This window comes from Pseudomonas sp. NPDC079367, assembly GCF_044542195.1.
Taxonomy (GTDB): Bacteria; Pseudomonadota; Gammaproteobacteria; order Pseudomonadales; family Pseudomonadaceae; genus Aquipseudomonas.
This window is the reverse complement of record NZ_JBITTW010000001.1, coordinates 542,508-566,499: the sequence shown is the minus strand read 5'-3', so window position 1 is coordinate 566,499 and position 23,992 is coordinate 542,508. Positions and strand designations below refer to the sequence as shown.

The 23,992-nt window shown below is 62.2% G+C and carries 20 protein-coding genes; 15 read left to right on the top strand and 5 right to left on the bottom strand.

Annotated elements, in window-relative coordinates; translation table 11 throughout:
• The first annotated feature begins 134 nt into the window (after positions 1 to 134).
• From ACIGDJ_RS02350 to ACIGDJ_RS02280, 15 genes are all read left to right on the top strand, one after another.
• A complete protein-coding gene (locus ACIGDJ_RS02350) occupies positions 135 to 887 on the top strand; it encodes a GntR family transcriptional regulator (RefSeq protein WP_101162288.1) in 753 nt (250 codons plus the stop codon).
• Positions 884 to 2,614, top strand: coding sequence for a fumarate reductase/succinate dehydrogenase flavoprotein subunit (locus ACIGDJ_RS02345; protein WP_397478240.1), 1,731 nt, complete (start codon positions 884 to 886; stop codon positions 2,612 to 2,614). The genes ACIGDJ_RS02350 and ACIGDJ_RS02345 overlap by 4 nt, the downstream gene beginning before the upstream one ends.
• Positions 2,615 to 2,642: 28 nt before the next feature.
• The gene (locus ACIGDJ_RS02340) at positions 2,643 to 2,888 is read left to right on the top strand and encodes a ferredoxin family protein (RefSeq protein ID WP_003225615.1); all 246 of its coding nucleotides are present in this window, start codon (positions 2,643 to 2,645) and stop codon (positions 2,886 to 2,888) included.
• Positions 2,889 to 3,108: 220 nt separating this feature from the next.
• A complete protein-coding gene (locus tag ACIGDJ_RS02335) occupies positions 3,109 to 4,512 on the top strand; it encodes an ABC transporter substrate-binding protein (protein ID WP_397478239.1) in 1,404 nt (467 codons plus the stop codon).
• Between the two features lie 136 nt (positions 4,513 to 4,648).
• The gene (locus ACIGDJ_RS02330) at positions 4,649 to 5,431 is read left to right on the top strand and encodes an ABC transporter permease (RefSeq protein WP_101162282.1); all 783 of its coding nucleotides are present in this window, start codon (positions 4,649 to 4,651) and stop codon (positions 5,429 to 5,431) included.
• The gene (locus ACIGDJ_RS02325) at positions 5,431 to 6,279 is read left to right on the top strand and encodes an ABC transporter ATP-binding protein (protein ID WP_397478238.1); all 849 of its coding nucleotides are present in this window, start codon (positions 5,431 to 5,433) and stop codon (positions 6,277 to 6,279) included. Before ACIGDJ_RS02330 ends, ACIGDJ_RS02325 begins: the two co-directional genes overlap by 1 nt.
• Complete coding sequence (locus tag ACIGDJ_RS02320) at positions 6,276 to 7,238, top strand: HEAT repeat domain-containing protein (RefSeq protein ID WP_397478237.1); 963 nt, start codon at positions 6,276 to 6,278, stop codon at positions 7,236 to 7,238. The genes ACIGDJ_RS02325 and ACIGDJ_RS02320 overlap by 4 nt, the downstream gene beginning before the upstream one ends.
• A complete protein-coding gene (locus ACIGDJ_RS02315; protein WP_101162278.1) occupies positions 7,235 to 7,513 on the top strand; it encodes a DUF971 domain-containing protein in 279 nt (92 codons plus the stop codon). The genes ACIGDJ_RS02320 and ACIGDJ_RS02315 overlap by 4 nt, the downstream gene beginning before the upstream one ends.
• A gap of 121 nt (positions 7,514 to 7,634) precedes the next feature.
• Positions 7,635 to 8,252, top strand: a complete 618-nt coding sequence (lexA, locus tag ACIGDJ_RS02310) for a transcriptional repressor LexA (protein ID WP_101162276.1) — start codon at positions 7,635 to 7,637, stop codon at positions 8,250 to 8,252.
• Complete coding sequence (gene imuA, locus ACIGDJ_RS02305; RefSeq protein ID WP_101162274.1) at positions 8,252 to 8,869, top strand: translesion DNA synthesis-associated protein ImuA; 618 nt, start codon at positions 8,252 to 8,254, stop codon at positions 8,867 to 8,869. Before lexA ends, imuA begins: the two co-directional genes overlap by 1 nt.
• A gap of 5 nt (positions 8,870 to 8,874) precedes the next feature.
• Positions 8,875 to 10,290 (top strand): DNA polymerase Y family protein, encoded by a 1,416-nt coding sequence (locus ACIGDJ_RS02300; RefSeq protein WP_101162272.1) that lies wholly within the window; start codon positions 8,875 to 8,877, stop codon positions 10,288 to 10,290.
• On the top strand, positions 10,266 to 13,364 hold the full coding sequence (locus ACIGDJ_RS02295) for an error-prone DNA polymerase (RefSeq protein WP_397478236.1): 3,099 nt from the start codon (positions 10,266 to 10,268) through the stop codon (positions 13,362 to 13,364). The genes ACIGDJ_RS02300 and ACIGDJ_RS02295 overlap by 25 nt, the downstream gene beginning before the upstream one ends.
• Before the next feature lie 317 nt (positions 13,365 to 13,681).
• Positions 13,682 to 14,371, top strand: a complete 690-nt coding sequence (locus ACIGDJ_RS02290) for a GntR family transcriptional regulator (RefSeq protein WP_076563214.1) — start codon at positions 13,682 to 13,684, stop codon at positions 14,369 to 14,371.
• Between the two features lie 135 nt (positions 14,372 to 14,506).
• Positions 14,507 to 16,618 (top strand): ATP-binding protein, encoded by a 2,112-nt coding sequence (locus ACIGDJ_RS02285; RefSeq protein ID WP_397478235.1) that lies wholly within the window; start codon positions 14,507 to 14,509, stop codon positions 16,616 to 16,618.
• Between the two features lie 39 nt (positions 16,619 to 16,657).
• Complete coding sequence (locus tag ACIGDJ_RS02280; RefSeq protein WP_397478234.1) at positions 16,658 to 19,291, top strand: excinuclease ABC subunit A; 2,634 nt, start codon at positions 16,658 to 16,660, stop codon at positions 19,289 to 19,291.
• A gap of 123 nt (positions 19,292 to 19,414) precedes the next feature.
• On the opposite strand, the gene ACIGDJ_RS02275 is transcribed toward ACIGDJ_RS02280, so the two are convergent.
• Genes ACIGDJ_RS02275 through ACIGDJ_RS02255 form a run of 5 tightly spaced genes read right to left on the bottom strand, consistent with a single transcriptional unit; the run spans position 19,415 to position 23,989 of the window.
• Positions 19,415 to 21,358: a response regulator gene (locus ACIGDJ_RS02275; protein WP_397478233.1), complete on the bottom strand. Its 1,944-nt coding sequence runs from the start codon at positions 21,356 to 21,358 to the stop codon at positions 19,415 to 19,417.
• Positions 21,348 to 22,223, bottom strand: coding sequence for a sensor histidine kinase KdpD (locus ACIGDJ_RS02270; RefSeq protein WP_101159392.1), 876 nt, complete (start codon positions 22,221 to 22,223; stop codon positions 21,348 to 21,350). The genes ACIGDJ_RS02275 and ACIGDJ_RS02270 overlap by 11 nt, the downstream gene beginning before the upstream one ends.
• The gene (locus tag ACIGDJ_RS02265) at positions 22,216 to 23,229 is read right to left on the bottom strand and encodes an ATP-binding protein (RefSeq protein WP_101159604.1); all 1,014 of its coding nucleotides are present in this window, start codon (positions 23,227 to 23,229) and stop codon (positions 22,216 to 22,218) included. Before ACIGDJ_RS02265 ends, ACIGDJ_RS02270 begins: the two co-directional genes overlap by 8 nt.
• A complete protein-coding gene (locus ACIGDJ_RS02260) occupies positions 23,226 to 23,630 on the bottom strand; it encodes an anti-sigma regulatory factor (protein WP_101159393.1) in 405 nt (134 codons plus the stop codon). The genes ACIGDJ_RS02265 and ACIGDJ_RS02260 overlap by 4 nt, the downstream gene beginning before the upstream one ends.
• On the bottom strand, positions 23,627 to 23,989 hold the full coding sequence (locus ACIGDJ_RS02255; protein WP_016774466.1) for an STAS domain-containing protein: 363 nt from the start codon (positions 23,987 to 23,989) through the stop codon (positions 23,627 to 23,629). Before ACIGDJ_RS02255 ends, ACIGDJ_RS02260 begins: the two co-directional genes overlap by 4 nt.
• Between the last annotated feature and the right edge of the window lie 3 nt (positions 23,990 to 23,992).

The following is a 23,992-nucleotide window of genomic DNA, read 5'->3' as shown; positions in this document are numbered from 1 at the left end:
ACTGTAGGAGCTGCCGAAGGCTGCGATCTTTGCTTTTGAAGGCGCATCTAAGGTTATGCCCAAACAATATTTCTCAACCTCGTCATAACCTCTCTAAGATCACGTCATAACTCGTTATAACAAGTGATCCCGTGATGACCGATAACGTTCTCTCCCTCAGCAGCGTTCCGCTGCACACCCAACTGCGCGATGTGCTGCGTGCGCGGATTCTCGATGGCGAATACCCGCAAGACAGTCAGATGCCTTCCGAAAGCGAGCTGGGTGCGCTGTTCAAAGTCAGCCGCATCACCGTGCGCCAGGCGCTGGGTGATCTGCAAAAGGAAGGGCTGATCTTCAAGATCCACGGCAAAGGGACTTTTGTCGCCAAGCCGAAAACCTTTCAGAACGTCAGCAGCCTGCAAGGCCTCGCCGAGTCGATGACCGGGCGCGGCTACGAGGTGATCAACCGCCTGCGCAGTTTCAAATTCATTCCAGCCGACAAGCGTGTCGCCGAGCGTCTGCAGGTGGCCGAGGGTGAAATCGTCGCGCAGATCAAACGCGTACGGCTGATCAATCGCGAGCCGATCTCGCTGGAAATCACCTACCTGCCTAAAACCGTCGGCGAGCGACTGGAGAAGGCCGACCTGGTCACTCGCGACATCTTTCTGATCCTCGAAAACGACTGCGGCATCGCCCTCGGCCACGCCGATCTGGCCATCGACGCAGTGCTGGCCGATAGCGACCTGACCCAGGCGCTAGACGTCGAAGCCGGCTCGCCGATCATGCGCATCGAGCGCCTGACCCACGACGCCCAAGGCCAGCCGCTGGACTTCGAACACCTTTATTACCGTGGCGACGCGTTCCAGTACCGCCTGCGGATCGATCGGCAAAAAGGGGAGCAGGCATGACGCGCAATACGCTGGAGCAGGAATACGACATTGTCGTGATTGGTGGCGGTACAGCCGGGCCAATGGCGGCGATCAAGGCCAAAGAGAAGAACCCCGATTTGCGCGTGCTGCTGGTCGACAAGGCCAACGTCAAACGCAGCGGGGCGATCAGCATGGGCATGGACGGCCTGAACAACGCGATCATCCCGGGGCATTCGACGCCGGAGCAGTACACCAAGGAAATCACCATCGCCAACGACGGCGTCGTCAATCAGGCAGCGGTGTACGCCTATGCGACCCACAGTTTTGAAACCATCGAACAACTCGACCGCTGGGGCGTGAAGTTCGAGAAGGACGAGACCGGCGACTACGCGGTGAAAAAGGTCCACCACATGGGCGCCTATGTGCTGCCGATGCCGGAAGGGCACGACATCAAGAAAGTCCTGTATCGGCAGCTGAAACGTGCACGGGTAAGTATCACCAATCGTCTGGTCTGCACGCGTTTGCTGACCGACGAGGAAGGTGCGGTCAACGGTGTGATGGGCTTCGATTGCCGCACCGCCGACTTCCATGTCATCAAGGCGAAAGCGGTGATTCTCGCCTGCGGCGCGGCCGGACGCCTCGGTCTGCCGTCGTCGGGCTACTTGATGGGCACCTACGAAAACCCGACCAATGCCGGCGACGGCTATGCGATGGCCTATCACGCCGGCGCTGAACTGGCCAATCTCGAGTGCTTCCAGATCAACCCGCTGATCAAGGATTACAACGGCCCCGCGTGTGCCTACGTCACCGGCCCGCTGGGTGGCTACACCGCCAACAACAAAGGCGAACGCTTCATCGAGTGCGACTACTGGAGCGGGCAGATGATGTGGGAATTTCATCAGGAACTGGAGAGCGGCAACGGTCCGGTGTTCCTCAAGCTCGATCACCTGGCCGAGGAAACCATCCAGAACATCGAGGAAATCCTGCACAGCAACGAGCGCCCGAGCCGTGGTCAGTTCCACGCCAATCGCGGCACCGACTACCGCACGCAGATGGTCGAAATGCACATTTCGGAAATCGGTTTCTGCAGCGGCCATTCGGCGTCCGGCGTGTGGGTCAATGAGCGTGCCGAGACGTCGGTCAAAGGCTTGTACTCGGCCGGCGACATGGCCGCGGTGCCGCACAACTACATGCTCGGCGCGTTCACTTATGGCTGGTTCGCCGGGCACAACGCGGCGGACTTTGTTGCCGGGCGCGATTTTTCTGCACTGGACAGCGAGCAGATCGCCAAGGAAAAAGCCCGGGTCTATGCGCCGCTTGATCGCGAACACGGCCTGCCGCCGGCGCAGGTCGAGTACAAGCTGCGGCGCTTCGTCAACGACTATCTGCAACCGCCGAAAGTGACCAAAAAGATGCAGATCGGCCTGCAGCGCTTCAGCGACATTGAACGCGATCTCGAGCAGATGAAGGCCAACAATGCCCACGAATTGATGCGCGCGATGGAAACCAGCGTGATCCGCGACTGCGCCGAAATGGCCGCCCGCGCCTCGTTGTTCCGCGCCGAAAGCCGCTGGGGCCTGTACCACTATCGCGTCGATCATCCGCAGCGCAACGACGCCGAATGGTTCTGCCATTGCCATTTGATGAAGGGCGAAGACGGGGCCATGACCAGTTTCAGGAAAGCCGTCGAGCCCTACATCATCCCGCTCGACGCCGAAGAAATGCAGGCCTACGACCGCTTGCGCGTGGGCGCCTTCGCCGCTTGATGCACGACTAAACAAGAGAGTCCGAACCATGGCTTATCAAGCTCAGGAAATATTCTTCCGCTCCAACGCCCCGGTCACCGTGGACGAGGACAAATGCATCGCCGAAAAGGGCTGCACCGTGTGTGTCGACGTCTGCCCGATGGACCTGCTGGCGATCAACCCGGCCACGCAAAAGGCCTACATGGCGTTCGATGAATGCTGGTATTGCATGCCGTGCGAGAAGGATTGCCCGACGGGGGCGGTGAAGGTCGACATCCCTTATCTCCTGCGTTGAACCCCGATCCCTGTAGGAGCTGCCGAAAGCTGCGATCTGTTGATCTGAAATGCAAAATCAACAGATCGCAGCCTTCGGCAGCTCCTACAGGGGATTTGTGGCAAGCCATTAGCTACCCGGAAACCCCGGACGCTCGATTCACCGAAAACCCCTCGTTTCCCACCGCGCCCTGATCGCGGCGGAGACGAATTTCAAATAAACGATTCGAGGGGAAACACTCATGTTGCGTGCAGCACTCGCCGGTCTGGTACTGGCTTCATTCACCTTGTCGGCCTCGGCCGAAACCATCCGCATCGCCATCGGCACCCAGGACACTACCATCAACTGCGCCGCCGGCGGGCTGCTGATCCGTGAGCTTGGCTTGCTCGACAAATACCTGCCCCACGACGGCGCTTATAAAGACGCGAAGTACGACGTGCAGTGGAAAAACTTCACCAGTGGCGCACCGCTGACCAACGAGATGGTCGCCGGCAAACTCGATTTCGGTGCGATGGCCGATTTCCCCGGTGCGTTCAACGGTGTGGCGTTCGAAACGGCGGGCAAGCACAGCCTGTTCATCAGCGTGCTGTCGGGCAGCATCAAGGGCAGCGGCAACGGCATCGTCGTGCCTAGCGCTTCGTCGGTGCAAAGCCTCAGCGAACTCAAGGGCAAGACCATTTCGGTGCCTTTCGCCTCGACGGCTCACGGCATGTTGCTGCGTGCCATGGCAGAGCAGGGCTGGGACCCGCTCAAGGATGTCAACATCATCGCCCAGCCACCGGAAGTCGCTGGCTCGGCATTGCAGGCCGGCAAGATCGACGCCCACGCCGATTTCGTGCCCTTCGCCGAACTGTTCCCGAGCCGTGGTTTCGCCCGCAAGATCTATGACGGCGCCCAGGCCAACGCGCCGACTTTCCATGGCGCATTGGTCGATCAGGCCTACGCGAAAAAGTATCCGGAAATCGTCGTCGCCTATCTGCGTGCGAGCATCGAAGCCAACCAACTGCTCGCCGCCGAACCGGAGAAGTACAGCGAACTGATCGCCAAAGTCACTGGGGTCGATGCCGAGGTCAACTACCTGTTCCATGGCCCGCTCGGCGTACAGACCCGTGACCTGAGCTGGAAACCTGAATACCGTCAGGCCGTCGGTACCGCCATCGATACCCTGAAGCTGCTGAAGAAAGCTGATCGCGGGCTCGACCTGAACAGCTTCGTCGACGACCAGTACATCCGCGCCGCGTTCAAGGCTGCGAACCTCGATTACACCGCGCAACTGGCCAACTACGCGCAGACGCCGTTGCCGGGTGTGGATGCGGCGACGGGCAAAGCCTTCACCGACGTCAGCCATGTCGCGGAAATCTGGGTGCGTGGCGAGGAAAAAGTCCGCCGTTATGGCTCGGCTGAAGCGGCATTCACCGCGCTGGCTGAGTTGAAGCAGGAGGGCAAGAACATTCGTGCGGTGTATGCGCAGGCCAGTGACAGCGGGATCAAGTTGCTCGCTGAACAGGCGTGGTTTGCCAGCGACGCCAAGGGCCGCCTGAGCGCCTTTCTGCTCAAGGGCCAGGCCCAGCAATACGCCACGGCGCAGGGCGGCAAGGTGTTCGATTTCAGTGACGCCACTGCGCAAGCCGTTGCCGTGCGCTGATCTTCGGTACGCCCGATTCCCTGTGGGAGCGGGCTTGCTCGCGAAGGCGGTGCATCAGTAAATAAATAATTGCCTGACACACCGCATTCACGAGCAAGCCCGCTCCCACAAAGGATCCCGGTTGAGAGGAATAATTGTGTATCGATCCTGTTTACGTTGGTTCCCGAGAGCCGCTTCACTGTTGCTCTGCCTATTGTTCTGGCAGCTCGCCGCCAGTCACCACTGGAACCTCGGCCTGGTCACCTTCGCGAACGTGCCGACGCCACTGGCCGTCATCGAAGCTGCGCTGGGCCTGGGCGATTCGGGCAAACTCTGGCAGCACTTGAGCAGCAGCCTTGGCCGCGTTTTTGCCGGTTATCTGGCGGCGTTGATCATCGGCATCGCGCTGGGCCTGGCCATCGGCCGTTCGAAATGGGCCGAAGACCTTCTGTTGCCGCCACTGGAAGTCCTGCGCCCGATCCCCGCCGTGGCCTGGATCCCGCTGGCGATCCTGATGTTTCCGTCCTCGGAATTGTCGATGGTTTTCATCACCTTCACCGGCGCGCTGTTCCCGATCCTGCTCAATACCGTGCACGGCGTCGAAGGCGTTGATCCACGCCTGATTGCCTCGGCGAAAAGCCTCGGAGCAGGGCGCCGGGCGATTCTGCTGGAGGTGATCCTGCCGGGCACTGCGCCGAGCATCATCACTGGTCTGGCGATCGGCATGGGCACTTCGTGGTTCTGTCTGGTAACGGCGGAAATGATCTCCGGGCAGTTCGGCATCGGTTACTACACCTGGGAGTCCTACACCATTCAGAACTACGCCGACATTGTCGTCGGCATGCTCTTGATCGGTGTGTTGGGCATGGGCAGCAGTTGGCTGATCAAACGCCTGGGCGGTTTGTTTACGCCCTGGCATCGACCGCGAGGCAAAGCCTGATGAGCGTTATGCAAACCCCGGACGGGCGAATCGACATCCGCCAGTTGTCCATCGTCCTCGGCCAGGGCCGCGAAGCTTTCGAAGCGGTGCAGGGCCTCGATTGCCAGATCGAACCCGGCCAGTTCGTCTGTATTCTCGGCCCGTCCGGTTGTGGCAAGTCGACCTTGCTCGGCGCTCTGGCCGGACACTTGAGCGCCAAGACCGGCAGCCTGAAAGTCGACGGCAACGAGGTGGCCGGACCATCACCACAGCGCGGCATGGTGTTCCAGCATCACACGTTGTTCCCGTGGCGAACGGTGCGCGACAACGTCGCCTTCGGCCTGAAGATGCGCGGCATCGGCAAGGCTGAGCGGCATCGCGCCGCTGATGAAATCCTCAAACTGGTCGGTCTCGAAGACTTTTCCGAACGCTGGCCGGATCAACTCTCCGGTGGCATGCAGCAGCGGGTGGAGATCGCCCGGGTGCTGGTCAATCGCCCGCGCCTGTTGCTGATGGACGAGCCCTTCGGCGCACTGGATGCGTTGACCCGTCTGAACATGCAGGAGTTGCTGCTGGACATCTGGACGCACATCCGCACCACCGTGGTTTTCGTCACTCACGACATCGACGAGGCGCTGTTTCTCGCTGACCGCTTGCTGGTGATGAGCGCGCGACCGGGGCGGATCATCGAAGACTTGCGTCTGGATTTCCCGCGTCCACGCACCCACGAACTGGTGACCAGCCCGGCATTCGCTCGCCTCAAACGCCATTGCCTCGACCTGCTGCGCCACGACAACGAACGCCCGCTGCCGCGCCTCAATCCGCTCGGCCTGCCTCCTGAAAACCCTTTGCCGCGATTTGCCCTATGACCGATATTTTTGCTGTGACCGACAACGAAGACATCCTCGCCCTGCAACCGCGTCTGACGGCTGCAGACGCCGGCGTGCGGCGCATTGCCCTGATTGATCTGGCCGATCTGGAGGAGCCGGATGGCTTGCTCTGGCTGGTCGATCGACTGCGACAGGATCCTGCCGAGGACGTCCGCGCTGAGGCGGCACGTCTGCTCGAAGCGTGGGAGGACGAAGCGGTCGTGCAAGCCCTGTGCGAGGCACTGACGGATCCGGCGCCCGCTGTGCAATCGGCCGCGGCGCAGAGTCTGAGCCTGCTCAAGACGGCAGCGGCGGGGCGGGTGATTCTGCCGTGGACCACTCATGCCGATGTCAGTGTGCGCATAGCCGCCTTTCGGGCGTTACGAGAATTGCGCTTCGCCGAAGCCGCGCCGGCGGCCTCCGCCGCCTTGGAGGATGCTGACGCCAGTGTTCGTCGCGAAGCGGTCGGCGTGCTCGGCTGGCTCAAACAGCTCGACGCGCTGCCAGCCCTGGCGCAACTGGCCAGCGACGATCCGGACACCGAAGTGCGCCGCGCCGCCACCGGCGCGCTCGGTCTGGCCAGCGATGCCGAGGTGTTGCCGGCGCTGCGCCAAGCCTTGCACGATCCTGCCTGGCAAGTGCGCGAAGAGGCTGCGACTACCCTGGGCAAGGTCGGCCACAGCGACGCCGGCCCGGCTCTGGTCGAAGCACTGAACGATGACTATTGGCAAGTGCGCCTGCGCGCCACTCGCAGCCTCGGCCGCTTGCGCTTCGCCCCGGCGCGGGACGCGCTGATCGACACCCTCGGCCACCGCATCAGCAACTTGCGCAAGGAAGCTGCGCTGGCCCTCGGTGAATTGAACGATCGCGGCGCCGTGGCCGCGTTGCAGGCGGCGCAGGACGATGGCGACCCGGAAGTGCGCAAAGCCGTGCGCATCGCGTTGAGTCAGTTGCAGTGAACCCGCTGTCGGTGGGCAATTCGCAAAGTGCGCGCACGTTACGCCTGAGGTGGCCGGACGGGCGTGAATCGCTGCTCAAGCATGCCGATCTGCGCCGACAATGCCCGTGCTCGCAATGCCGCGCGTTTCGCCTGCGCGGCGTTACACCGCTGGTTGATGATCGTGTACGCCTGATAGAGGTCAACCCGCAGGGTTATGGCGTGCAACTGGTGTTCAGCGACGGCCATCAGCGCGGGATTTACCCGTGGGAGTACCTGGCGCAACTGGATTCCTGACCTTATCCGATGATCGTTCCCACGCAGAGCGTGGGAACGATCAGATCGCAGCCTTCGGCAGCTCCTACGTCGGCTTGCGCCGACTGGCGGTTCTTGTCAGGAAATTCCCACAGGAGTACAAATGTACTCCATGACAAACCTGACTCCCCGCCGTACCGCCATTCTGACCTTTATCCGCGATCGCATCGCCGAACACGGTCAACCCCCCAGCCTCGCTGAAATCAGCGAGGCTTTTGGTTTTGCCTCGCGCAGCGTGGCGCGCAAGCATGTGCTGGCGCTCACTGAAGCCGGTTTCATCGAGGTCAATCCGCACCAGGCCAGAGGCATTCGCCTGCTCGGCCAGCCGCCGCGCCCTGAGCTGCTGGAGATTGCGGTGCTGGGCCGCGTGGCCGCCGGTGCGCCAATAGGCGCCGATGCCGACATCCATAACCGTTTGCTGCTCGACCCTGCACTGTTCTCCCGCGCCCCGGATTACCTGCTGCGGGTGCAGGGCGACTCGATGATCGAAGACGGCATTCTCGATGGCGATCTGGTCGGTGTGCGGCGCAATCCCGAGGCGCTGAACGGCCAGATCGTCGTTGCGCGTCTGGACGGTGAAGTCACCATCAAACGCTTCGAGCGGGTGGGGGAAGAGGTGCGCCTGCTGCCGCGCAACCCGGCGTACAAGCCGATTGTCGTGCGTGACGATCAGGATCTGGCCATCGAGGGCGTGTTCTGTGGTCTGGTGAGGCAAGGCTGATGGGCGCCGTCGTTGCACTGGATACGCTGTTCAATGGCGGCCAGGTCTGGCGCGGCCGGCCTGCGCCACCGGCGGCGAGTCCGCAGCCGACCGGGCATGCGGCATTGGACGCGGCCCTGCCCAGCGGTGGCTGGCCGGAATCGGCATTGAGCGAAATCCTCCTCGCTGGCCCCGGTGTCGGCGAGTTGCAACTGGTCTGGCCAACCCTGGCGCGATTGTCGGCGGCCGGTGAACGCATCGTGCTGGTGGCGCCGCCGTTCGTGCCGTACCCGCAGGCCTGGGCCAATGCCGGAGTCGATCTGCGCCAGCTGTCAGTGATTCAGGCCAGCGAACGCGATGCCTTGTGGGCGGCGGAGCAATGCCTGCGCTCGGGCAGCTGCGGCGCGGTACTGTGCTGGCCAAACAAGGCTGATGACCGAGCCTTGCGGCGTTTGCAGGTGGCGGCGGAAACCGGCCAGACCCTGGCATTTGCCTGGCGCCCGTTGAGCGAAGCGGTTAACCCGTCACCGGCAGCGTTACGCATTGCCATCGATGCCAAGCCGGCGCAGCTACGCGTGCTCAAGTGCCGTGGCGGGCTGGCCCGTGCGACGCCGATTGCCTTTGCTTTGGGGCACTGATCGTCATGCGCTGGGTATGTATCCTGTTTCCGCAATTGGCGCTCGACGCCGTGCTGCGTCAGCGTCCTGATCCCGACGAGCCGCTGATCCTGCTCAGCGGCCCGGCCCAGCGCCGGATGCTGCAAGCGGTGAATCCGGCGGCGCGCAAACTCGGCCTGCGCCCCGGCATGTCGATGCCTGCCGCGCAAGCCATGAGCAAAGGCTTTGCCACCGCCGATTACGAGCTGGCCGAGGTCGAGCACTGGCAGCAGTTTCTGGCCGCTTGGGCCTATCGTTTCAGTGCTCAGGTCAGCGTGCATTACCCGCGCACTGTGGTGTTCGAGATCGAATCCAGTCTCGGTCTGTTTGGTACCTGGCCGCAATTCGAAGCCCGTCTGCGCCAGGAGTTGAAAGACCTGGGCTTTCGTCACCGCATCGTCGCCGCGCCGAACCCGGTGGCCGCGCGGGTGTTGGCCAATGCCTACGATGGCTTGGTGGTGCCGGACGGCGAAGCCTTGCAGCATCACCTCGGGCAATTGCCGGTTGATCGTGTCGGGCTGGAGCCGAATGTCGCTACGGCGTTATCGCGCATGGGTCTGCGCAACCTCAGTCAGGTGCAAAGTCTGCCACGCCAGGCACTGGCCCGACGTTTCGAAGCTCAAATGCTCAAACACCTCGACACGCTGTTCGGCGCACGCCCCCTGGCGCTAGCGTTCTATCTACCGCCGGACCGTTTCGATAGCCGCATCGAACTCAATTTCGATGTGCAGTCCCATCAGGCCTTGCTGTTCCCGTTACGACGCTTGACCGGCGATCTGTCGGCGTTTCTCTGTGGACGCGACAGCGGAGTGCAGCGCTTCGACCTGCATCTGGAACATGCCGGGCTGCCGGACACGGTGATCAAGGTCGGCCTGCTCAGTGCCGAACGTGACGCGGCGATGCTCTTCGAACTGGCCCGTGGGCGACTGGAACAAGTGCAGGTCGAGGCGCCGGTACGTGGTTTTCGCTTGCGCGCCGAGGATCTGCCGACTTTTGTCCCGCAATATCAGGAACTGTTCGACGACCGCCCGCAGCAGACTTTGCCCTGGGAGCAATTGCGCGAGCGCCTGCGCGCACGGTTGGGTGATGACGCGGTGCAAGGGCTGCGTTTTCAGGCCGATCACCGCCCCGAGTGTGCATGGCAGAACGCCGTCGATAAACAGCCTTGTCCAGGCTTGCCCAACCTGCAGCGCCCGGGCTGGTTGCTCAACGAACCTCAAAGCGTGCCGGAAGGTTCAGCGCGGATTCTCATGGGGCCGGAGCGCATCGAGTCCGGTTGGTGGGACGGTGGCGACGTGCGGCGTGATTATTACCTGATCCAGAACCGCACCGGTCAGCAGGGCTGGGCCTGGCGCGCGGTGGGTGAGGGCGGTCCGCTATGGCTGCAGGGCTGGTTCGCATGAATGCCGGATATGCCGAACTGCATTGCCTGTCGAACTTCAGTTTCCAGCGCGGAGCCTCGAGCGCGCTGGAGCTGTTTCAGCGGGCGAAAAAGCATGGTTATCAAGCGCTGGCGATTACCGATGAATGCACCCTGGCCGGGATCGTCCGTGCTTGGCAAGCAGCAAAATCCGTTGAGTTGCCGCTGATCATCGGTAGCGAAATTCGCATCGATAACGGCCCGAAACTGGTGCTGCTGGTGGAAAACCTTGCCGGTTATCAAGCCCTGTGCGGCTTGATCACCCAGGCCCGGCGCCGGACGCAGAAAGGCCAGTATCAGGTTTTGCGCGAAGACTTCGCCCAAGCGCTGCCCGGTTTGCTGGTGTTGTGGGTGCCGGATTCAGTGAACGACCAGAACGAAGGGCGCTGGCTGAAACAGACATTCGGTGAACGTTTGTGGCTCTCGGTGCAACTGCATCGAGGGCAGAATGACCAGCAGCGGTTGGCGGCATTGCTGACGCTCGCAGCTGAGTTGCAAATCCCGGCAGTAGCCAGCGGTGATGTGCACATGCATGCACGGGGGCGCCGCGCCCTGCAGGACACCATGACCGCGATCCGTCATCACGTACCCGTGGCCGAAGCGGGTCTGCGCCTGCATCCCAATGGTGAGCGGCATTTACGCAGTCTTGAAGTGCTGCGCGAGTTGTATCCGCCGGCCTTGCTCGAGGAGTCGGTCAAATTGGCCAGGCGTTGCACCTTCGAGCTGAGCGAGCTGCGTTATCAGTACCCGAAAGAGCTGGTGCCCGAGGGCCAGAGTGCCAGTTCCTGGTTGCGGCACCTGACCAAACAAGGCATCGCCTGGCGCTGGGAAAAAGGCGCGCCCTTCAAGGTGCTCAGACAGATCAATAAAGAACTGAAGCTGATCGCCGAGCTCGGCTACGAAAGCTACTTCCTCACCGTGCACGACGTGGTGTGTTTCGCCCGCATGCAGAACATCCTCTGTCAGGGGCGCGGTTCGGCCGCCAACTCGGCGGTGTGTTATGCCTTGGGCATCACCGAGATCGACCCCGACCGCACCACGCTGCTGTTTGAGCGCTTCATGTCGAAAGAGCGCAACGAACCGCCGGACATCGATGTCGATTTCGAGCACGAGCGCCGTGAAGAAGTCCTGCAATACGTGTTCAACCGTTACGGTCGGCGGCGTGCGGCGTTGACGGCGGTGGTCAGCACCTATCACGCCACCGGCGCCGTGCGCGATGTGGCCAAGGCGCTCGGACTGCCGCCGGATCAGATCAACGCGCTGGCCGATTGCTGCGGCCGCTGGAGCGATGAAACGCCGCCGCTGGAACGCTTGCGTGAAGGTGGCTTCGACCCCGACAGCCCGGTGCTGCGTCGGGTGCTGAGCCTGACCGGGCAACTGATCGGCTTCCCCCGGCACTTGTCCCAGCATCCCGGCGGTTTCGTGATTTCCGAACAGCCGCTGGACACCCTGGTGCCGGTCGAAAATGCAGCCATGGCCGACCGTACGATCATTCAGTGGGACAAGGACGATCTCGATGCCGTCGGCCTGCTCAAGGTCGACATTCTGGCGTTGGGCATGCTCAGTGCGATTCGCCGCTGCTTTGACTTGCTGCGTCGTCATCGTGATCTGAACCTGACGCTCGCAACGATCCCGCCAGAAGACAAACCGACCTACGCCATGATCAGCCGTGCCGATACGGTCGGTGTGTTTCAAATCGAATCGCGGGCGCAGATGTCGATGCTGCCGCGTCTGAAGCCGCAGACGTTCTACGATCTGGTCATTGAGGTGGCGATCGTCCGGCCCGGGCCAATTCAGGGCGGCATGGTTCATCCGTACTTGCGCCGACGTAATAATGAAGAAGCGGAAACCTATCCGTCGCCGGCGCTCAAAGTCGTGCTGGAAAGAACCCTGGGCGTGCCGCTGTTTCAGGAGCAGGTCATGCAGATCGCCATCGTGGCTGCCGACTACAGTCCCGGCGAGGCCGATCAGTTGCGCCGCTCCATGGCTGCGTGGAAACGCCATGGTGGACTGGAGCCGCACAAGGCGCGTCTCGCCGCCGGCATGGAAAAAAACGGCTACACACCGGAATTCGCCGCGCAGATCTTCGAGCAGATCAAGGGATTCGGCAGTTACGGTTTTCCCGAATCCCACGCTGCCAGTTTTGCTTTGCTGACTTACGCCAGTTGCTGGCTCAAGTGCCACGAGCCGGCGGCGTTCGCCTGTGCGCTGATCAACAGTTGGCCGATGGGCTTCTACAGCCCTGACCAGATTCTGCAGGACGCGCGCCGACACCAGTTGCAGATCCGTCCGGTGGACGTGCGCGCCAGCGACTGGGATTGCAGCCTTGAGCCGCTGAGTGCCGGGCAGCCGGCGATTCGCATGGGCCTGCGCATGATCAAGGGGTTTCGCGAAGAAGATGCCCGGCGTATCGAAGCCGCGCGCCGACACGGAGCCTTTGCCAATGTCGCTGACCTGGGTGAGCGCGCCGCCCTCGACAGTCGTGCGCAGGCCTTGCTTGCAGACTCCGGCGCTCTGCGCGGCCTGGCCGGGCATCGTCATCGCGCGCGTTGGGAAGTGGCCGGGGTACAGAAACAACTCGGCCTCTTCGCCGGCCTGCCCAACGAGGAAGAAATCAAAATCGTCCTGCCCAAACCCAGCGTTGGCGAAGACCTGCACGCCGATTACGCGACGGTGGGCACCACACTCGGGCCGCATCCGTTGGCATTGTTGCGTGGTGAGTTGCAGGCCCGGCGTTGCCGCAGCTCGCGGGAATTGATGGATATTGAACACGGCCGGCCGGTCAGCGTGGCAGGCCTGGTCACTGGCCGACAGCGCCCCGGTACGGCCAGCGGGGTGACGTTCGTGACGTTGGAAGACGAGTTTGGCAACGTCAATGTGGTGGTCTGGCGTGACTTGGCTGAGCGGCAGCGACAGGTACTGGTCGGTTCGCAATTGCTCAAGGTCGACGGCCGCTGGGAACGCGAAGGCGATGTGCGCCACTTGATCGCCGGGCGCCTGAGCGACCTCAGTCCACTGCTTAATGGCATTCACGTGCAAAGCCGGGACTTTCACTGACCCCTTCACGGGCAAGCCCACTCCCACAGGGATTCGGGTTGCGCTGAAGATGGTCGATTTACCTCCGAACCAATGTGGAAGCGGGCTTGCTCGCGAAAGCGGTGCATCAGGCGATGCCGATGTTGAATGTGCCAACCCCTTCGCGGGCAAGCCCGCCTCACAGGTTTTGGTCTGCGTTCAAAACAGATACAAATCAAAAGGCTGCACCTTTCGGCCGATCGCAGATATTCTGCGCTTCACACGGGTACGGGAACCCGACGAATCTCCATGGCCAGCCACTGCCAGGAGGAGTTGCCCGATGCCAAAGGAGTGTTCGAATGAGCGAAAAAAAGCTGGAAACCACGGTCGACCGCGTCTACCAAGGGGTTTATGCGGCGATCAGCAAGCGTTCGTTGCGCCCCGGCATGAAGCTGGGCGAGGCTTCGCTGGCCGAATTGTTCAATGTCAGCCGCACGTCGGTGCGTGCTGCGCTCAAGCAATTGGAGGCTGATGGCCTGGTGACGACCGAGCCCAACAAAGGCGCGTCGGTATCATTGCCCAGTGACGCAGAGCTGCGTTCGCTGTTCGAAACCCGACGACTGATCGAAATCGGCATTGTCACCGAGCTGTGCCGGCGCAAAGACACCGTTGCCATGCAGGACCTGCGCGAGCACTTGTTGCTCGAAGACGCCGCCCATGCGGCCGGCGACCACGAACGTCTGATCCACTTGCTTGGCGAATTCCACCTCAAACTGGCGCGCAGCCTGAACAATCCGGTGCTGCTCGACTGGTTCCAGAAGTTGATCTCGCGCGCCTCGCTGTATGCCGCCGCGCTCGACGACGACAGTCACCAGGCTTGCCGCGACGACGAACACCTGCGCTTGCTCGAGTACATCGAGGCTGGCAATCAAAGCGCTGCGATCGAGCTGACCTGCACGCACCTCAACGGGATCGAGAAGGCGATTCTCGACGTCGCTGCAAAAATGAAAACCGGCTATCACCCGCTAAAACACCTGATTGGCGTCTGAATGGCCCGGTGTCGCAAATCGGCTACACCTGCGATGAAACCAATACGCTTTCAGAGCCTCGAAACACACGGGCGTCGCGTCGTTGTAGCGTTGCGATAGATCGGAAAACCGCAAAAAAGGACACTGAGTCAGGCGATGCAGTTTTTATCCGAAAGCCACGGCTGTGACGGCTGGAAGGGCGAAATGGCCGAACGCATCCGAGCGTTCGACTGGAGCCATACCGAACTGGGTCCGCTCGCCGACTGGCCGGCCAGCCTGTGCAACACCGTGCAACTGATGCTGGCTTCGCCGCTGCCGATGGTGATGCTCTGGGGCCACGCCGGTTACATGATCTACAACGACGCCTATTCCGAATTCGCGGGGGGGCGCCATCCCTATCTACTCGGCGTCCCGGTTGAGCTGGGCTGGCCGGAAGTCGCCGAATTCAACCGTCACGTCGTCGACACCTGCCTGGCCGGCGGCACCTTGTCCTATCGCAACAAAGAGCTGGTATTGCTGCGCGACGGCGTCCCCGAAGATGTCTGGATGGATTTGTATTACAGCCCGGTGGCCAACGATGAAGGCGTGCCCGGCGGCGTCATGGCGATGGTCGTCGAGACCACCGAACTGGTGCATTCCGAGCGTCTGCGCCAGGCGGCGGAAGATGCTTATCGCGCCGACAACGAACGCGTGCGTCTGGCCTTGAATGCCGGCGCACTGCTGGGCTCGTTTGTCTGGGACATCAAGAACAATCGCTTCTCCGCTGACGAACGTTTCGCCCGCACCTTTTCCTATCCGTCGGATCAGGACCTGAGCGATCTGCAACAAGAGATCGCCGAATCGCGCATCCATCCCGAGGATCATCGATGGGTGCAGGAGCGGGTTGCCCATTGCGTGCGCACTGGCGAACCGTACAACGCCGAATACCGCGTGCAGCGTGGCGACGGCCAGTATCTGTGGGTCTTGGCCAGTGGTGCCTGCGAGTTCGATGAAGACGGCAAGCCGTTTCGTTTCCCCGGCGTGCTGATCGATATTCATGAGCGCAAGAACGCCGAAGAATCCCTGCTCAAATTCACCCGCAACCTCGAACAGCGCGTGGCCGCCGAAGTGGATGCGCGACTGGCTGCGGAAGAGCAATTGCGTCAATCGCAGAAACTCGAAGCCATCGGCGGCCTCACCGGCGGCGTCGCCCACGACTTCAACAATCTGCTGCAAGTGATCGCCGGCAACCTGCATCTGCTCGCTCGGCATGAGCCGAACAATGCCAATGTGCAACGCCGGGTCGGGGCTTCGCTGGCGGCGGTCGAGCGCGGTGCCAAATTATCTTCGCAACTGCTGGCGTTTGCCCGTCGGCAACCGCTGTCACCGGCCGTGTGCAACCCTGAGCAGATTTTCGAAGGCGTTGGCGAATTGCTGCAACGCGCCCTGGGCGAAACCATTCAGATCGACGTGCAGTTGCCGTCGCAGCCGTGGCACATCAACGTCGACCGCAACCAGCTGGAAAACGCGATTCTCAATCTGGCGATCAACGCCCGCGACGCGATGAAGGGCGAAGGGGTTATCGGCCTCAGCGCCGCTAATGTCTGCCTGGACAGCGACTACTGCGCCGGCAAGGGCATCGCGGCCGGGGAGTATGTTCGTGTGGCGGTCAGCGACACCGGCGTGGGTATTGCCCCACAAATGCTTGAGCAAGTCTTCGAACCGTTCTTTACCACCAAGGCCGACGGGCAGGGCACCGGGCTCGGTTTGAGCATGGTCTTCGGCTTCGTCAAACAGAGCGGCGGCCACGTCGAGATCGACAGCCAGCTGGGCGACGGTACCCGAGTGCAACTGTATTTCCCACGCAGTCTGCGTCCGGTCCGTGAAGAGGCCACGAGCGTCGGCGAACGCAAGAGCGGTGGCCACGAAACCATGCTGGTGGTCGAAGATAACGACGCAGTGCGCGCCTCGGTGGTGGAATTGCTGCGCGAAGAGGGCTATCGCGTGCTGACGGCCTGCAATGGTGACGTCGCCATGCAGATGCTGCTGGAAGGCATCGAGATCGACCTGATTTTCACCGACGTGGTCATGCCCGGCCTGATCAAAAGTTCGGATCTTGCTGCCTGGGCCAAGGTGCAGACGCCGCCGGTGCCGGTGTTGTTCACCTCCGGGCACACCCGCGACATCATTTCCCGCGACTATCAGCTCAGTCCCGATACACATCTGCTCGGCAAGCCGTACAGCCCGCAAGCGTTGCTGCAGATGATTAGCGAGGTGCTCGGCACCTGAACCCGAGCGCCACCCCCATATTCCAATCAAGGCAGGTCAATGACTTCCAAGCGCAATTGCAAAGCACCCGCCGGCATGGTTCGTGTGCGCGGCGCCCGCGAACATAACCTGAAAAACGTTGACGTCGATATTCCCCGCGATGCGCTGGTAGTGTTCACCGGCGTCTCGGGTTCGGGCAAGTCGTCGCTGGCGTTTTCGACGTTGTACGCCGAGGCCCAGCGGCGCTATTTCGAATCGGTGGCGCCGTATGCGCGGCGGCTGATTGATCAGGTTGGCGTGCCGGATGTCGATTCCATCGAAGGTTTGCCGCCCGCCGTGGCCCTGCAACAGCAGCGCGGCACGCCGAGCGCGCGTTCCTCGGTGGGCAGCGTGACGACGCTGTCGAGCCTGATCCGCATGCTGTATTCCCGTGCTGGCAGTTACCCGCCGGGACAGCCGATGCTGTATGCCGAGGACTTTTCACCGAACACGCCGCAGGGCGCGTGCCCGGAATGCCATGGCCTTGGCCGCGTCTATGAGGTGACCGAAGGGCTGATGGTGCCGGATCCGAGCCTGACCATCCGCCAGCGCGCCGTGGCGTCCTGGCCCTTGGCCTGGCAGGGGCAGAACCTGCGCGACATCCTCGTGACCATGGGCATCGATGTCGATATCCCGTGGAACAAACTGCCCAAAAAGCAGCGCGACTGGATCCTTTTCACAGAAGAAACGCCGACGGTGCCGGTGTACGCGGGGCTGACCCCGGAAGAAACCCGCGTCGCCCTCAAGCGCAAGATGGAACCGAGCTACCAAGGTACTTTCACCGGCGCCCGGCGCTACATCCTGCACACCTTTACCCACTCGCAAAGTGCGCTGATGAAGAAGCGTGTCTCGCAGTTCATGCGCGGCAGTCCGTGCCCGTTGTGCGAGGGCAAGCGGCTCAAGCGCGAGGCGTTGTCGGTGACCTTTGCGGGCTACGACATTGGCCAGCTGGCACAAATGCCGTTGCTGCAAGTGGCCGAAGTACTGAGGCCGGTGGCGGCGATCAGTTACCTGGAACAGGCTGAGGGAAGCGGCGACACCCTCAGCCATGCGCAGACTCGCGAGGCCCGTAAACAGCGGGTCGCCCATGGCGCCAGTGGCCACGCCAGCGCGCCGGATGTGCGCCACACGCCGAACCTGTCGCTGGAAAAACGCCTGGCAGCGCAGCGTATTGCTGAAGATCTGCTGGAGCGCGTCAGCACCCTGACCGATCTCGGCCTGGGTTACCTGGCGCTGGAACGCAGTACACCGACCTTGTCGTCGGGCGAGTTGCAGCGTTTGCGTCTGGCCACGCAATTGGGTTCGCAGTTGTTCGGGGTGATTTATGTGCTGGATGAGCCGTCCGCCGGCCTGCATCCGGCGGATGGCGAAGCGCTGTTCGAGGCGCTGCAGCGGTTGAAGGCGGACGGCAACACGCTGTTTGTGGTCGAGCACGATGTCGAAACCATGCGCCGTGCCGACTGGCTGATCGACGTCGGTCCGGCAGCGGGGGAAAAGGGCGGGCAAGTGCTGTACAGCGGCCCGCCTGAGGGGCTTGCCGAGATTGCGGATTCGCAGACCCGCGCTTATCTGTTCGCCGAAAACCAACGACCTGAACGCACCGCGCGCAAGCCGAGCGGCTGGCTGAAGCTGGACGGCGTCACGCGGAACAATCTGAATAATCTGAACGCCGAATTCCCCCTGGGCTGTTTCACCTCGGTGACCGGGGTGTCTGGCTCCGGCAAATCGAGTCTGGTCAGTCAGGCATTGCTGGAACTGGTCGGCGCGCAGTTGGGGCGGCCGGTGGCCGAGGTCGAGTCGCAAGAACCGAGCCTGGAAGATGACATACAGCCGCCCAGTTCCGGCCAGATCACCGCCGGCCTGGAGTCGATCAAGCGGCTGGTGCAGGTTGATCAGAAACCGATTGGCCGTACACCGCGTTCCAATCTGGCGACCTACACCGGACTGTTCGATAACGTGCGCAAGCTGTTCGCCGCGACCCCCGAAGCGCAAGCGGCGGGCTATGACGCCGGGCAGTTTTCCTTCAACGTCGCCAAGGGCCGTTGCGCCACGTGCGAGGGTGAGGGCTTTGTCAGCGTCGAATTGCTGTTCATGCCCAGCGTGTATGCGCCGTGCCCCACCTGTCATGGCGCGCGCTACAACCCGCAGACCCTGGCAGTTCTCTGGCAGGGCTTGAGCATCGCGCAGGTGCTGCAATTGACCGTCGATGAAGCGGTAGCGGTGTTCGCCGAGCAGGCGGGGATTCGTCGTTCGCTGGAGGTGTTGCGCGATATCGGCCTGGGGTATCTGCGCCTGGGGCAACCGGCCACCGAACTGTCCGGCGGCGAGGCGCAGCGGATCAAACTGGCGACCGAATTGCAGCGCAGTCAGCGTGGCGCGACCTTGTATGTGCTGGATGAGCCGACCACGGGATTGCACCCGAGGGATGTCGACAGGTTACTGGAGCAGCTCGATACATTGGTGACGGCAGGGCACACGGTGATCGTCGTCGAACACGAAATGCGTGTAGTCGCGCAGAGCGACTGGGTGATTGACATCGGCCCCGGCGCGGGCGATCAGGGCGGCAGGATTGTCGCTGCCGGCACACCGCAAAAAGTCGCGGCGAGCAGAAAGAGCAAGACTGCGCCGTTTCTCGCTCGGGCGTTAAGCCGATGATGGCGGCGCCCTCGCTAGCGCCTTCGCGAGCAAGCCCGCTCCCACAGTTTTGTGGGTTTACCCGGAAAACTGGTCGCACACCAGATCCCTTGTGGGAGCGGGCTTGCTCGCGAACGCGGAGTGTCAGGCGCCATCAATCGTGCGGCGGATCTTGTCGAGCAATTCGCTGATCTGGAATGGTTTGACCAGCATGTCCATCCCTGTACCGAGAAAGACCTGGCGGTTGAGCGCGGTTTCGGCGTAGCCGGTCATGAACAGGATCGGCAGCCCTTCATTCCAGCCGCGGGCGACATCCGCCAGCTCACGGCCACTCATGCGCGGCAAGCCTACGTCGGTCAGCAGCAGGTCGATCGACGGGTCATTCTGCAAGCGCTCCAGCGCCGATTCGATATCCGCCACTTGCGTACAGCGATAGCCGGCGTCTTCCAGCACTTCGGTAACGAACAATCGCACCGTGGCCATGTCCTCGACGATCAGCACATGCTCACCACTGCCTTTGGCATCAGGCACGGGCACAGGCGCGTCGGCCCCGGTCGGGTCGTTGGTACCGGGGAGCATGATGGTCACTTCTGTGCCACGCCGAGCGACACTGCGGATGTGCGCGTCACCGCCGGACTGACGGGCGAAGCCGTAAATCGTCGACAGGCCGAGCCCGGTGCCCTGGCCCAGCGGCTTGGTGGTGAAGAACGGCTCGAACACCTTGTCGATCACGTTGTGTTCGATGCCGGTGCCGTCGTCGCGTACCGACAACGCCACGTACGCGCCATCGGCCAGATTCGGATCGCCGTGGGAATAAGCGGCGTAAGTATTGACCCAGATATTGCCGCCGGAGGGCAGGGCATCGCGGGCGTTGATCACCAGGTTGAGCACGGCGCTTTCCAGCTGCACCGGATCGACCAGCGCAATCGCCGGTTTGTTGGTCAGTTCCAGCTTGAGGGTGATGCGCTCGCCGATGGTGCGCACCAGCAATTCTTCCAGCGAGCGAACATGCTCGTTGATGTCCACCGGCCGTGTATCCAGCGGCTGCTGACGGGCGAACGCGAGCAGACGATGGGTCAGCGAGGCCGCGCTCATCGCTGAGTTCAGCGCCGCTTCGGTATAGAACTGCACCTTGTCCAGACGCTCATCGGCCACGCGTTTCTGGATCAGTTCCAGACTGGTGATGATCCCGGTCAGCAGGTTGTTGAAGTCGTGAGCGATGCCGCCGGTGAGCTTGCCCAGTGCATCCATTTTCTGCACTTGCAGCAATTGCGCTTCAGCGTGCACACGTTCGGCGACTTCCTTGGCCAGTTGGGTGGTGGTGTCGTCCAGTTGCGCCAGGTGCGAGCGCTCACGGTGGCGGTGTTCGGTGATGTCCTCGACGAACACCAGGCTGAGCTCTGGCGTGCGATACGGCGAAATCTGCCATTCGGTTTCGCGAATTTCACCCTGCACGCGCATGTTCAGCGTGCCTTTCCAGCGCTCGCCGTCGACCAGACGCAGGCGCAGTTCGTCGAGGATGGAGCATTGATCTTCGGCGAAGCATTCACGCAGCGCCTGCGGATCGCGGGTATCGACGATCAGCTGGGCAAAGGCGTGATTGCATTCATGCACTTTCAGATTGGCATCGAGTACTGCGATCGGCGCCGAGACGTTAGCGAAGATCTCGCGGAAACGCGCCTCGCTTTCGCGCAGGGCATTTTCCGTGTCGCGCACCCGCAGCAGGGTACGCAGCGTCGCCAAGAGCACATCCGGGTCGACCGGGTGAATCAGATAGGCATCGGCGCCCGCGTTGAGGCCGGTGATGATGTCGCCGGTCTGGATCGACGCCGCTGACACATGAATCACCGGCAGCAGCGCGGTGCCCGGGTCGGCGCGCAGCAGGCGAACGATATCGAAACCGCTCATGTCCGGCAGGTTGACGTCGAGGATCAACGCATCGAGGGCTTCGCTCTCGATCAGAGCCAGGCCGTCGCTGCCGGTGCCGGCCTCAAGCACCGTGTAGCCGTGGCGCTCCAGGCGCCGGCGCAAGGCGTAGCGGGTGGCGACGTTGTCATCGACGATCAGCAGGCGGATGTCACGATTCATCGACGTTCTCCAGAGCGATTGCCAGCGGGATGATGACGAAGAATGTCGAGCCGACGCCCGGCGTGCTTTCAACCCCGACTTCACCGCCGAGCAGGGCGGCGAAACGCTTGCACAGTGACAGGCCCAGGCCGGTGCCGCGCAGACGCTTCTGCAATGGCGAATCGACTTGGGAAAAGTCCTCGAACAGCGTGTCATGCAACTCGGCAGCGATGCCGATGCCGGTGTCGCTGACGGCAAAGCGCACCTTGTCTTCACCTTCCAGTCGCGCCGACACGCGCACTTCGCCACGGGTGGTGAATTTCAGCGAGTTGGAAATGAAGTTGCGCAGGATCTGCCCGAGCTTCTTGTCATCGGTATACAGGCGCGGCAGGCCCAGCGGCTCTTCGAAGATCAGATCCACCGCCGAAGCATCGACGATTGGCCGGAACATCCCGCGCAGGGCCGAAAACAGGTCGAACATGTCGAACCAGGCCGGCGAGATGCTGATGCGCCCGGCTTCGATCTTCGCCAGATCCAGCAGGTCATCGACCATGTCGCTGAGCTCACGTGCGGCAGTGCTGACGAATGTCACCTGCTTGTGCTGTTCAGGGCTGAGCGGGCCGTCAAGCTCGTCGGCGAGCAAACTGGTGATGCTCAGAATCGAGCCCAGCGGCGTACGGAATTCATGACTCATGTACGACAGGAAACGGCTTTTCAGATCCGATGCCTGACGCAGTTCTTCAGCCTGAGTGTCGAGCTCGGCGTACAGCGCCAGCACGCCCTGGTTGGTTTCATCGAGCTCTTCGCGCAGGGCAGTGGTTTCGCGCTGCAACTGAGCGATGAGCGCCGCCTGTTCGGCAGGGCTCAGGGTTGTCGATTCAGCCATGGGCGGCCTCCAGAGCAACGACCAGCACCGTCACGTCATCGCGACCACGACAGAAGTCGCGGTGCAGGACGCTGGCTATCACGGACGGATGGCGATGCACCAGGCCGGGGTAGTCTTTGAGGTTCCAACGGGACTGTAAGCCGTCGCTGTACATGATCAATAAATGTCCGTTCACGTGAGCATAGTCAAAGGGTTTGGCTTTACGGTACTGGCCGCCAACGATGCCAGGGTGCGAGGCCAGGCCGCGTGACTTTTCGGGGTCGAGCAAGCTGGCGCCGATATTGCCCACACCGGCGAATGTCAGGCTATCGCGCTGGCTGTCGAACTGCGCGAAGGCCACAGCGCCGCCGCGGGTACCGAGCATTTCCTGATGCAAGTCTTCCATCAATGGCACGGGATCGGCAAAGGGTGCCCGGGCGAATGCGTGAGCACCGGCCAGACCTGCGCGCTCGGCATCTTCGCCGTGACCGAGGCCGTCGACGACCAGCGCGCTGATCCGCGCGCCCTCATACGCCAGGTGCCAGACGTCGCCGCAGGCGGGATCGGCATGCAACGAATGCTGGCTTACCCCGAAACGGATATCGGCCTGCCGATCACCGCGTGGAAATATCCGCGCCAGCAACACAGCGCCACGGTGGTCAGCGTAAACATCAAACACATCAGTCTGTCGCGACACCGCGCCAAGACCAATGCCCTGCGTACCGCCAGTGGAGAAACCGTCCGCCAGACAGGCATCCAGATCAAAGCCTTGCGCGCGATCCACCGTCTGCATTTCGAGGCCGAAACCGTTGCCCGGCCTCGTCAGTACACGCAGGTGAAATTCACCGCGCTGGGCATGCTTGAGTACGTTGCTGGCCAATTCCGTCGCGACCAGCGCCACCCGCCCGGCATCGTTTTCGTCGAAGCCATGCTGTTCGGCGAGTTTCTGCGCGGTGCGCCGCGCGTGACCGATCTGGCTGCTGTCCTCGATCGGCAGAACCTGGGTCAACGACCCGGTGATATTCATGTCCATCGTGTGATCGTAATGCGCGTGCCTTTGCCCGGCTCAGTGTCGAGTTCGAATTCGTTGACCAGGCGCTTGGCGCCGGTCAGGCCGAGGCCTAGTCCGCTGCCGGAGGTCCAACCGTCGGTCATCGCCAGTTTGATGTCGGGGATGCCCGGGCCTTCGTCGCGGAACGTGATGCGCAAACCGACCCGGCCGTTTTCCTCGATGATCTGCCAGTCCATGTCGCCGCCGCCGCCATAGACCATGGTGTTACGCGCCAGCTCGCTGACGGCGGTGACCAGTTTGGTCAGGTCGATCAGGCGCATGCCGCATTCGGTGGCGAGCTTGCGCGTGGTCTGGCGGGCGAACACCACGTCCTGTTCAATGGAGATGGGTTGAGTACCGCTGCTGCGTACGGTCATTGCAGGCGTACTCGATCCTGCAGCAGTTTCATTCCGCGTTCGACGTTGAGGGCGGTGCTGACGCCCGGCAAAGTCATGCCCAGCTCAACGAGCGTGATCGCCACGGCCGGCTGCATGCCGACCAGCACGGTTTCGGCGTCCATGATTTTCGATAACCCGGAAATGGTGCCGATCATGCGCCCGATGAACGAGTCGACCATGTCCAGCGCGGAAATGTCGATCAACACGCCGCGCGCCGAAGTCCGGCTGATGCGCTCGGACAGGTCGTCCTGCAGGGTCATGGCGAGTTGGTCGTGCATGTCGACCTGAATGGTCACCAGCAGCAAATCGCCCATCTGAAGAATCGGAATACGTTCCATCGG

Bases quoted from the DNA above. Each gene is read 5' to 3' on its own strand.
- ACIGDJ_RS02350 (WP_101162288.1), top strand. From the start codon at position 135: ATGACCGATAACGTTCTCTCCCTCAGCAGCGTTCCGCTGCACACCCAA.
- ACIGDJ_RS02345 (WP_397478240.1), top strand. From the start codon at position 884: ATGACGCGCAATACGCTGGAGCAGGAATACGACATTGTCGTGATTGGT.
- ACIGDJ_RS02340 (WP_003225615.1), top strand. From the start codon at position 2,643: ATGGCTTATCAAGCTCAGGAAATATTCTTCCGCTCCAACGCCCCGGTC.
- ACIGDJ_RS02335 (WP_397478239.1), top strand. From the start codon at position 3,109: ATGTTGCGTGCAGCACTCGCCGGTCTGGTACTGGCTTCATTCACCTTG.
- ACIGDJ_RS02325 (WP_397478238.1), top strand. From the start codon at position 5,431: ATGAGCGTTATGCAAACCCCGGACGGGCGAATCGACATCCGCCAGTTG.
- ACIGDJ_RS02320 (WP_397478237.1), top strand. From the start codon at position 6,276: ATGACCGATATTTTTGCTGTGACCGACAACGAAGACATCCTCGCCCTG.
- lexA (WP_101162276.1), top strand. From the start codon at position 7,635: ATGTACTCCATGACAAACCTGACTCCCCGCCGTACCGCCATTCTGACC.
- imuA (WP_101162274.1), top strand. From the start codon at position 8,252: ATGGGCGCCGTCGTTGCACTGGATACGCTGTTCAATGGCGGCCAGGTC.
- ACIGDJ_RS02300 (WP_101162272.1), top strand. From the start codon at position 8,875: ATGCGCTGGGTATGTATCCTGTTTCCGCAATTGGCGCTCGACGCCGTG.
- ACIGDJ_RS02295 (WP_397478236.1), top strand. From the start codon at position 10,266: ATGGCTGCAGGGCTGGTTCGCATGAATGCCGGATATGCCGAACTGCAT.
- ACIGDJ_RS02290 (WP_076563214.1), top strand. From the start codon at position 13,682: ATGAGCGAAAAAAAGCTGGAAACCACGGTCGACCGCGTCTACCAAGGG.
- ACIGDJ_RS02285 (WP_397478235.1), top strand. From the start codon at position 14,507: ATGCAGTTTTTATCCGAAAGCCACGGCTGTGACGGCTGGAAGGGCGAA.
- ACIGDJ_RS02280 (WP_397478234.1), top strand. From the start codon at position 16,658: ATGACTTCCAAGCGCAATTGCAAAGCACCCGCCGGCATGGTTCGTGTG.
- ACIGDJ_RS02275 (WP_397478233.1), bottom strand. From the start codon at position 21,358: ATGAATCGTGACATCCGCCTGCTGATCGTCGATGACAACGTCGCCACC.
- ACIGDJ_RS02270 (WP_101159392.1), bottom strand. From the start codon at position 22,223: ATGGCTGAATCGACAACCCTGAGCCCTGCCGAACAGGCGGCGCTCATC.
- ACIGDJ_RS02265 (WP_101159604.1), bottom strand. From the start codon at position 23,229: ATGAATATCACCGGGTCGTTGACCCAGGTTCTGCCGATCGAGGACAGC.
- ACIGDJ_RS02260 (WP_101159393.1), bottom strand. From the start codon at position 23,630: ATGACCGTACGCAGCAGCGGTACTCAACCCATCTCCATTGAACAGGAC.
- ACIGDJ_RS02255 (WP_016774466.1), bottom strand. From the start codon at position 23,989: ATGGAACGTATTCCGATTCTTCAGATGGGCGATTTGCTGCTGGTGACC.